General features: G+C 63.4%; 3 protein-coding genes. 2 read left to right on the top strand and 1 reads right to left on the bottom strand.

Annotated elements, in window-relative coordinates; genetic code table 11:
* Nucleotides 1–129: 129 nt before the first annotated feature.
* The gene (locus HMPREF1136_RS03605) at nucleotides 130–3,168 is read right to left on the bottom strand and encodes a prealbumin-like fold domain-containing protein (RefSeq protein WP_009647969.1); all 3,039 of its coding nucleotides are present in this window, start codon (nucleotides 3,166–3,168) and stop codon (nucleotides 130–132) included.
* A 462-nt stretch (nucleotides 3,169–3,630) separates the two neighbouring features.
* Here HMPREF1136_RS03605 and HMPREF1136_RS03600 point away from each other — a divergent pair, with 462 nt between their 5' ends.
* On the top strand, nucleotides 3,631–5,391 hold the full coding sequence (locus HMPREF1136_RS03600; protein ID WP_009647970.1) for an L-serine ammonia-lyase, iron-sulfur-dependent, subunit alpha: 1,761 nt from the start codon (nucleotides 3,631–3,633) through the stop codon (nucleotides 5,389–5,391).
* Nucleotides 5,392–5,801: 410 nt separating this feature from the next.
* The gene (locus HMPREF1136_RS03595) at nucleotides 5,802–8,804 is read left to right on the top strand and encodes a prealbumin-like fold domain-containing protein (protein WP_009647971.1); all 3,003 of its coding nucleotides are present in this window, start codon (nucleotides 5,802–5,804) and stop codon (nucleotides 8,802–8,804) included.
* Nucleotides 8,805–8,827 lie beyond the last annotated feature (23 nt).

Genomic DNA, 8,827 nt, shown 5'->3' with positions numbered 1-8,827 from the left:
AAGGCTGCGAGCAGGCTCAGGCTGCGGCGGGTCTTCGTGGTGCTCATAGGTTTTCTTTCTCCTGTGTGTGTGATTTCGGGAGTTTTTTCTGATGGTGGGTCGCCGTGGTCACGGGACCTCATGGGTGGCTCAGGCGTATGCCTTGCGCCTCTTGGTGGTGACCACGGTCATCACCATCGCCCCGCACATGAGCGCCGTTGCGACGCCGATGTAGGGGAAGATTCCGGTGCTGCCGGCCTTGGGCAGCTCGCCAACCTCGGTGTCCTTGACGACCAGGGTGGCCTTGTTGGTGCCGTCGATGACGAAGCCCTGCTCCACGGAGTTAGTGTTCAGTTCGGAGGAGAAGGCCTGGGCGGCACCCTTTGCCCACTTGGCCGCGTCGGTTGCGTCGGCCGCGAGTTCAACCGTCGTTCCGGAGCCGTCGGCTCGGGCGGTCGTCAGCTTGAACTCGAGGGGCTGGGGCAGGAGGGAGTGTCCTGCGGGGGCCTTGGTTTCGACCAGCCAGTAGGGGGTGTCGATATTGAGGTCGCCCACGCTCCAGTAGTATCCGTCGGTCGCGGTGGCCTGGGTCAGGGTCTTGACCACGGTGGCGTTGGCGTCCGTGTTGGGGTTGGCGTTGTAGATCGCGAACTCTGCGCCCTTGAGGGGGTACATCGCGTCGTTGTTGTCGCCGTAGGTGTACTGGTTCGTCGGATCGGTGAACGTGGCGCCCATGTTCTGGGTACCGGCCTTGAGCACGACGAAGTCGTGGGGGACGGTCGGGCCACAATCCTTGTTGTTGTAGTCGCCGTCGCTGTCCTTACGGTCATCGACCAAAACCTCGTTGAAGAGGCCCTTGCCGGGGACGCGTACACCATTTCCATCGACGGCACAGGCCAGGTCGGCCTCGTTGTAGCCGGTTGCCGCGGGGTTACGGGTGACCGCGAAGCGGATCCAGTATTCCTTGGAGGCTCCGGCAGCCAGATCGACACCGTCGGTCAGCGTGTAGACGCCGTCCGTGGCGGTGGCGTCGGACGCGGTGTCCAGGCCCGCCTGGGTCTCGGCGATCTTCGCGGACTGGATCTCCAGGCCCTTCGCGAAGTCGGGCTTGTCAGTGAGCTTGCCGGTGTTGGCGGCGAGCGTGCCGTCGTTGGTGGCGACGATCTTGTAGTCCACGGTGAAGCTGGTGGCACCGTTGGCACCGCCGTTCACCTCGATGGTCTTCGCGACGTGCAGGTCGGGGGACTGGTACTCGTTGACGAACGTACAGGTGATGGGGGCTGCCTCGTTGGACGCTGCGCCGCCGACGTTCTTGAAGTTGACGCCGCGCTCGGTGCGGGTCACGGCGACGTCTTCACCGATGCCGTTGACGCATTGGATGTCTTTGAGGTTCCACTTGTCGTCGCCGCCGGTGCTGATGTCCTTCTCCGTGATGGTGAAGTCGGAGTTACCGACTTCGAAGGGGATGAAGGTCGAGTCGTACTTTGCGTTTGCCGCACCGAAGCCGGTGGGGGTCAGGCTCGCGGCCGGGTCGGCTGCGGAGATGTACGAGGTCTTGGCCGGGGCGGACGAGGCCGTGGGCTTCGTGACGGTCACGGTGCCGGTCGTCGCCGGGGTGCGGGCAGTGTTGTCGTGCCAGTTGTCACCGGTCTCCACCGCGAAGTTGGCGGCGGGGATCGTCGGGTACATGCTCGAGGGGTCCTCGACGGACTTCACGATGCGCACGCTTCGTTCCTCGGTGATGACGCCGTAGAGGCAGCCGTAGTTGACCGAGAGTTCCTGCGTCACGAAGGTGTCAGTGCGCTTGGCGTCCGCTGGGGGCGTCGCCGGGCAGTCGGCGGTCGGGATGCTGTTGATGTTATCCGATGTAATGAGCGTCCTGGGGTTGTTCGCGGGAGTGAATCCCCAGAGCTGCAGGCGGTAGGTGCGTCCGTTCTTCGTGAAGGTCTGGTCCGACGTCGTCTTCTGCAGCTTCACGTTGTCCCAGACGTAGGGGTTCTCGTTGACGTTCCCCTTGGCACCGGGCCACGTACGCGGCAGAATCTCAGGCTTGTTCGTGTCCAGCGTGCTATAGGGCTGACCCGCGCCAGCATTGTAGTACTGGCTGTACAAGTCGTAGTCGCCGTTTCCCTCGCCCACGTACTTGACGCAGTACATGCGTCCGGACTGGCTCTCGGGCTTATTGACGTAGCCCTTTGAGGGATCGCTCGCATCAACCAGGTCCGGCTCGTAGGCAGGACCAATGAACTCGCCATTGGCCGTGTCCTTGGGCACACCATACGACCCATCAAGGACTAGGTCACGAGGCCACTTTCCGTTGAGTTGCTGATTCGCAGGCCAGCCGTTAATACCGAAGTATGTCGAGCACGTACCCGTGCCAGGCTGCGCCTCAGTCTTCACGTAGGCACCACCCTTGCGGTAGATGATCGTCGAAGAGAGCGTGTTGTAGGTTTCCTGGTTAACAAAGGGAAAGCTCTCGGGCGTTCCACCGAGCAGGTCGGGGAGCGTGATATTCAGGCTCGAGTGCAGGAACTGCTTGACATTTTTACCTCCACGGATCGGCAGGTTGTTATGGCGGATGGCGCCGAGCAGGAAGGTCTCGCCCGGCTGGACGGTGCCCGGATCATTCGGCTTGAAGCCGATGGCACTCTGGCCGTTCGCCCACAGCTTGGCGTCACCGCCGTTGTCCCACATCTTGCCGTGGTCGTTCATCCACGCTTCGCTGGTGCCTGGTGTCGGCGTGCCTCCCTGTGTGTCCCACTTCCAGGGATGACCGCGGGTGATGTAGGTCCACAGGTCGTTGTTCTTGGCGAATGTACCACCCAGCTGGGTACGAACAGGCTTGTTGTCAGTGATTGGCTTGCCGCCATTGATGCCGGCACGAGAGAAAGGGGTCTCCGACATTCCAGGCACGATGCCGTAGCGAATGAAGTTGTCGGGAAGGCTGGTGGTCGTGTCCGTCTCGGACTCATTGACAATGCCGGTTCCCATGCTCGCACGAACGGGACCAACCTCGATACCGGCGGCGGCGGGCTCCTGGGCGGCCTGGGCCGCCTCGGGGGTGGTGACCTGGGTTGCGACAATCGTTCCGGCGGCGGTAGCAGCGACGGCCAGCGCGGCCAGTGCGCGGGTCAGGAACCCTGTTCGCGTGTGCCGCGCGTGTCCTGCGCGCGCTCGACTCGTTCCCATTGATCATTCTCCTCAGGTCCCTTGCTTCGCTGTGGTGCCGGTGGGATGTCCGGTTCAGTTTTTCCACAACCTTGATGACACCCAGCCTATGACGCGGTTACTGAAAAATGCAACCCGATTTTCACTACCTTCCTCGTGGCTTACGTTACAGAATAACAGTCAAGGTCTATTTCCGCAGGAGTTCGCCGTTTTACCAGCTGGTATCAATTTAAATCGGCGCAATATACGTCGTTGCTTTGCCATTTTTAACGGCTGGCAACAAATCAAAATGCGGAACTAGACGCAACTTGACACCCTCGCACAAACAGTGCCGCACGCCCCGTCACCCCACTCCCGAAGGCCCTGGCCGCCCACACTGCATGGCACACACACCGCCCTCCACCTCCCCACTCGCCGCCTTCTCACCCGCCCCACCCCGGCCTCGTCACGCACGAAGAGCCGAGCACCTGCACAATAGGGCGCATGGATCTTCGCCCCGTCGCGCTTGTCGCGCCCGTTACCGCTTACGACCCGTCGCGTCCCACGCCCGCCGCTATCGTCTCGGGTGAGGTCGCCGCGCACGACGCGCCGCACCCGCTGTCGGTGTTCGACATGTTCCGCATTGGGATCGGGCCGTCGTCGTCGCACACGGTGGGGCCGATGCGCGCGGGACTCGCGTTCACGACGGAGCTGACGGCGCTGACGCCGCCGTCACACATCACGATTGATCTGTTCGGCTCACTGGGCGCGACGGGCCGAGGCCACTCAACGGACCGCGCGGTTCTCCTGGGTTTGGCGGGTTACGACCCGGAGACGGTGGATATCGACACGGTGGAGGCGATTCTGCCGACGCTGGCGCGCACGGGCACGCTCACGCTGCCGAGCGGCACGCGCATTCCCCTGAACATCGCCGAGGACATCCGCTTCGTCCCACGCACGGTCTTGCCCTATCACGTGAACGCGCTGACGATCACGGCCACCGGCCAGGACGGCGACGTCATCCTCCAGCGCACCTATTACTCGGTGGGCGGCGGCTTCGTCATGCTGCAGACGAACGACGACCCGCAGAATCCCGAGGTCTCCTCTCTCGCCTCCAGCCAGGCCGGCGTCGGCATCGACATTCCCGCACCACACCCCTTCGCGTCGGCGGCGCAGCTGCTCGCCCAGTGCGACGAGGCCGGCCTGAGCATCGCGGACCTCGTGCGCACGAATGAGGAGGCAGTGCGCCCGCGCGACACGCTCAACGCCTACCTGGATCGCATCGCAGACACGATGTTCGACTGCGTGGACGCGGGCACGTCGGCGGCGGGCATTCTCCCGGGCGGCTTGGATGTGCCGCGCCGCGCCCGCGCGCTCGCCGGAAAACTCGCCCAGCGCTTGACGGGCATCCCCGCATCGCCCGTGGAGTCGATGGACGAGGCCGGGGCTGGCTCAAGCGGTCGCCGCGCGGCGGGCGCTGCGTGGGCGTCGACGACGGCGGATCCCATGCGAGCGATGGATTGGGTCAACCTGTTCGCCTTGGCTGTGAACGAGGAGAACGCGGCCGGCCACCGCGTGGTGACGGCACCAACGAACGGGGCGGCGGGCGTCATCCCGGCAGTCTTGGGCTACCTGGTGACGCACTGCCCGGAGACGGGTTCGGTGCCGGGTGTGGCAGCGGGTCCCGCCACGGAGGACGGGGCAGTCCAGCCGCTGCGCCACATCCGCATGACGCCTGCTACTTCTGCCGACTCGCTGGCGGAGTGCACGGATTCCGGCGACGAGGCCACGGCCTCGTCCGTGAAGGAGTGCGCGGCGCGCCGCCGAGCCCTCGTGCACGAGTTCCTGCTGGCCGCCACGGCCATCGGCGCGCTGATCAAGACGAACGCGTCCATCGCGGGTGCCGAGGTCGGCTGCCAGGGCGAGGTCGGGTCGGCCTCGGCGATGGCGGCGGCCGGACTGGCCCAGGCACTGGGCGGCACCCCGCAGCAGGTGGAGAACGCGGCCGAGATCGCGATGGAGCACTCGCTGGGGCTGACCTGTGACCCGGTGGCGGGCCTCGTGCAGGTGCCGTGCATCGAGCGCAACGCGATTGCCGCCGTGAAGGCTATTAACGCTGCGCGCATGGCGCTGTGGGGCGACGGGCGGCACATGGTGAGCCTGGACGTCGTCATCGAGACGATGCGCCAGACCGGCAACGACATGCTCTCGAAGTACAAGGAGACCTCGGAGGGAGGCCTGGCCGTCAACGTCGTCGAGTGCTAAGGCACAACATCCGCCCACACGTGCGAAGAGGTCCGAGACGGTCGCGCACGCGGGTCCGCCGCGCCTCGTCCTCGGCAAACTCGTGGCAACCAACCCCGTGCGTACACCACGGGACCGGTGTCCCGTGAGACGCTGCAACGAGGCTCCACACTTACTCTTGTGGACCATTTGATAACACAAAGTGTCAAACACTTACCATCGAACATAGATTTCACATTAGCTCCAATAAATCGGCATAATTCCGCCATTTTTACGTCCTGACACATCCATGCAAACTGTGATGTTATGACAAACGCTTGCGGTCATCCCCATCCGCAGGTAGCATTCTCACGAATTAGTTTGACGATAACTAACCGGGAATGAAGCCCACCACACCCCATCACACACGCCACGGGACATACGGAGTACACATGCGACTTTCGACAGCCTTCACTCGGCGCACGACCCGCGCCAGGTCACACGCCAATACGCTGCTCCGAAAAATCGCCTGCACCGCCGCCGCTGCATTCGTGCTCGGCGGCGTCTGCCTCACCGCACCGCTCAACACCGAACCCGCGAACGCCGCACAGGAACCCGCCGGGTCCGACACGTTCACGATCAGCAACGTCGCCTCGATCTTTTCGGACTCCGTCGTCAATAATTCGCCCACCCAGCGCACCTACCCCGGCATCGCCCTGACCAACCAGACCGCCATGCAGGACAAGAACTTCCGGCGCTTCGTCTACTACGGTACGGTCCTGGACACGAAGAACTCGGTCTTCAAATACGCCTACATGGAGAAGAACAACCCCAATATGTGGTCGCGCGACGGCTGGGTCAAGCCCCTGGACCAATGGGGCACCTGGCCGGGCGGATCCATGCAGGAGGGAACGGGCTGGCAGCGCGCCCAGTGGCTGGAGTCCTCGCTAGCCTCGCAGGGCTACTGGAGCTACACAACCAGATCCATGCCGTGGGGCGAAAACCCCGCAGAGAACGGCATCATTTTCTACAACAATGAGATCACCGTTCAAGGCAAGGTATCCCCCTGGATGCAGACCGCTATGGGTTTCAAACCCAACAACCCCGGCACGGTCTCCACAGGCCAACCCTTCCTGCTGGGCACGCTGCGCAACAACAACCTGCCGATTTTCAACAACCTGGAACGAGGCACGGGCAGGGACGAGAAGACGCTGACCGATGTGGGTCCGCAGCGGTATTTCCACGGCAACCTGAACCTGCGCATCCAAGGCGACGGCTTCGCTATGCAGGGCATCGTCCCGTGGAACATCACCGAGACGCAGGACGACACACAAACCACGGTCGTTCCGCGCGCGGGCGGTGCCTACACCATCGTCGCCAACTCCGTGTGCGACACTAACCCGGACGGGTCAGTGGCCGCCAATGGCAGCCGTCGTAGGATCCGCGGCAAATTCACGGGACCCGCGCGCCTGTACAACCCGGAAGGACGCGACTCCGACCAATGGCTGACGGGCCAGACCGTGTGCGCCCAAAACGTCGGCGCGGGCAACGGCACGCACGACCTCTACAACAAGGGCCAACAGGGCCACATCGATCAAACCGCGGGCTGGGCGAAGGCACAGCGCGCGGAGAACGACTGGCCGGATGCCGTCGACATCTCGCTGCGCACCCCGGCCTCGAACGACACCGTCTCCATCTCAACCTCCACGCTGCCCGACACCGTGTGGGAAAAGAACGGCGTGCGCTACCGCATGACCATCTGGGGATTCACAAACAACGGACAGAGCGCCTCCTGCCCCACCGCGCCCCCAGCCGGCGCCACCCCCGTCACGTCCATGAGCACACAAGAACTTAACATGACCTTCGCGTGCCTGTACGCCATCATCAACCAGGAACGCTACGTGCGCATCCACAAAGTCATCACCACCGACGACGGACGCACCTACACCACCCAACCCTCCGCCACCTTCACCTCCACCGCCACCCAGGACACCATTGACGCATCCACCGGTGCCACGGCCTCGTCCACAACCTCAAACGGAAGCACCGTATCCGGATGGGTCGGCAACGGCTCCTTCAGCCAGACGATCACCCCCACCGGGGTGGGCGCAGCCAACAAGGGATCCATGGCCTCGTACCAGGCGTTCCTCGTCGGACACTCAGACTTCACCGTCACTGAAACAGGCATGACCAGCACAGACGACCCCACCGAACAATGGGAACTGACGGACATCACCTGCGTCAACGGCGAGGGCAACGACGTGGGCGTCACCATCAACAAAGCCACCAAATCCATTAACTTCGCGGGCGTGGGTGCCGCACACAGCGCAGCCGCCCAAATGATTGACTGCACCTACACGAACCGCTCACGCCACGCATCCGTCAGCTTCCAAAACACGGTCGCCACCAACGGCGGCCTAACGGGCGCGCTCACCTTCGACATCGACTACAAGATCACCGCATCCAACAAGGGAACCCTCAACAGCGACACGGGCACCGTCCAATTCGTGCCAAACTTCGCCTACGGCCTGACCATCAACTCCGTCATGATCGGCTCCAGCCAAGACGCCCTCGACTTGGGCACACCCGTATCCGCAGTCGGAGGACGCTACACGATCACCGGTTCCGAACCACTGCCCGCCAACACCACACGCGAATACTGGGTACGCGTCAACGTCACCCGCTCCGAGGCAGCAGGCGTCACCATCTCCAATTACATGTGTCGAAACATCGGCGGCACACCCACCAGCGGGTACGGCATGTACGCCGATCTCTCCGTCGCCGCCAACCGCGACATCGACGGCGCGGCCAACAACAAAGCCTGCGGTTCCGTCCCCGTCCACACGCTCGTCATCGCGAAAGCCGGCCACCAGTACACGAACCTCCAGTGGCCTGAAATCAGCAACGAGTACATGGACGATCAAGGCAATGGACTGTACCCACTGTCCGGCTCCGAATTCGCGATCTACGACGTAGACCCGCGCGTCAACGCTTCCGCCACACCCATCGTTTCGCTGAATTCAACCAACGTCGGCTACTCGCCCTACTACTGGAAGACCACCACGCTGGAAATGGGCAAGCAGTACTGGCTCGTCGAAACGAAAGCACCCGCCGGACACTCCCTGCTCCCCCAGCCGATCCCCTTCACGCTCACCTCCAGGTACCCCGACGGCTCCGGGACAAACGTGTCGATGGGTGCCGAAATGAGCAACCCATTGCGGTGGACAAAAGCCGCCGTCCAGTCCTATAACTCCGACTTCGATAACAACTCGCCGAACTCACAGGGCATGATCGTTGACGGCCGCTACCAGGCCTCGATCATCGTCGTCGACACGGAGATGCCGACCCTGCCCAAAGCCGGCGGCCTGGGACTGTACCCGTACCTGGCTGCCTCGGCGGCCCTGATCGCCTCCGCGCTGGCGACACGCGCGGCCCGCAGGAGGATCACACGCTGACGCAGCAAGCTAACGCGGGGCGG

This window comes from Actinomyces sp. ICM47, assembly GCF_000278725.1.
Classification (GTDB): domain Bacteria; phylum Actinomycetota; class Actinomycetes; order Actinomycetales; family Actinomycetaceae; genus Pauljensenia.
Note: the sequence above shows the minus strand (reverse complement) of the source record. Positions and strands in the feature narration are given on the sequence as shown.

What these genes read in the sequence shown, in the direction of transcription:
- HMPREF1136_RS03605 (WP_009647969.1), bottom strand. Translation starts at nt 3,168, where the DNA reads ATGGGAACGAGTCGAGCGCGCGCAGGACACGCGCGGCACACGCGAACA.
- HMPREF1136_RS03600 (WP_009647970.1), top strand. Translation starts at nt 3,631, where the DNA reads ATGGATCTTCGCCCCGTCGCGCTTGTCGCGCCCGTTACCGCTTACGAC.
- HMPREF1136_RS03595 (WP_009647971.1), top strand. Translation starts at nt 5,802, where the DNA reads ATGCGACTTTCGACAGCCTTCACTCGGCGCACGACCCGCGCCAGGTCA.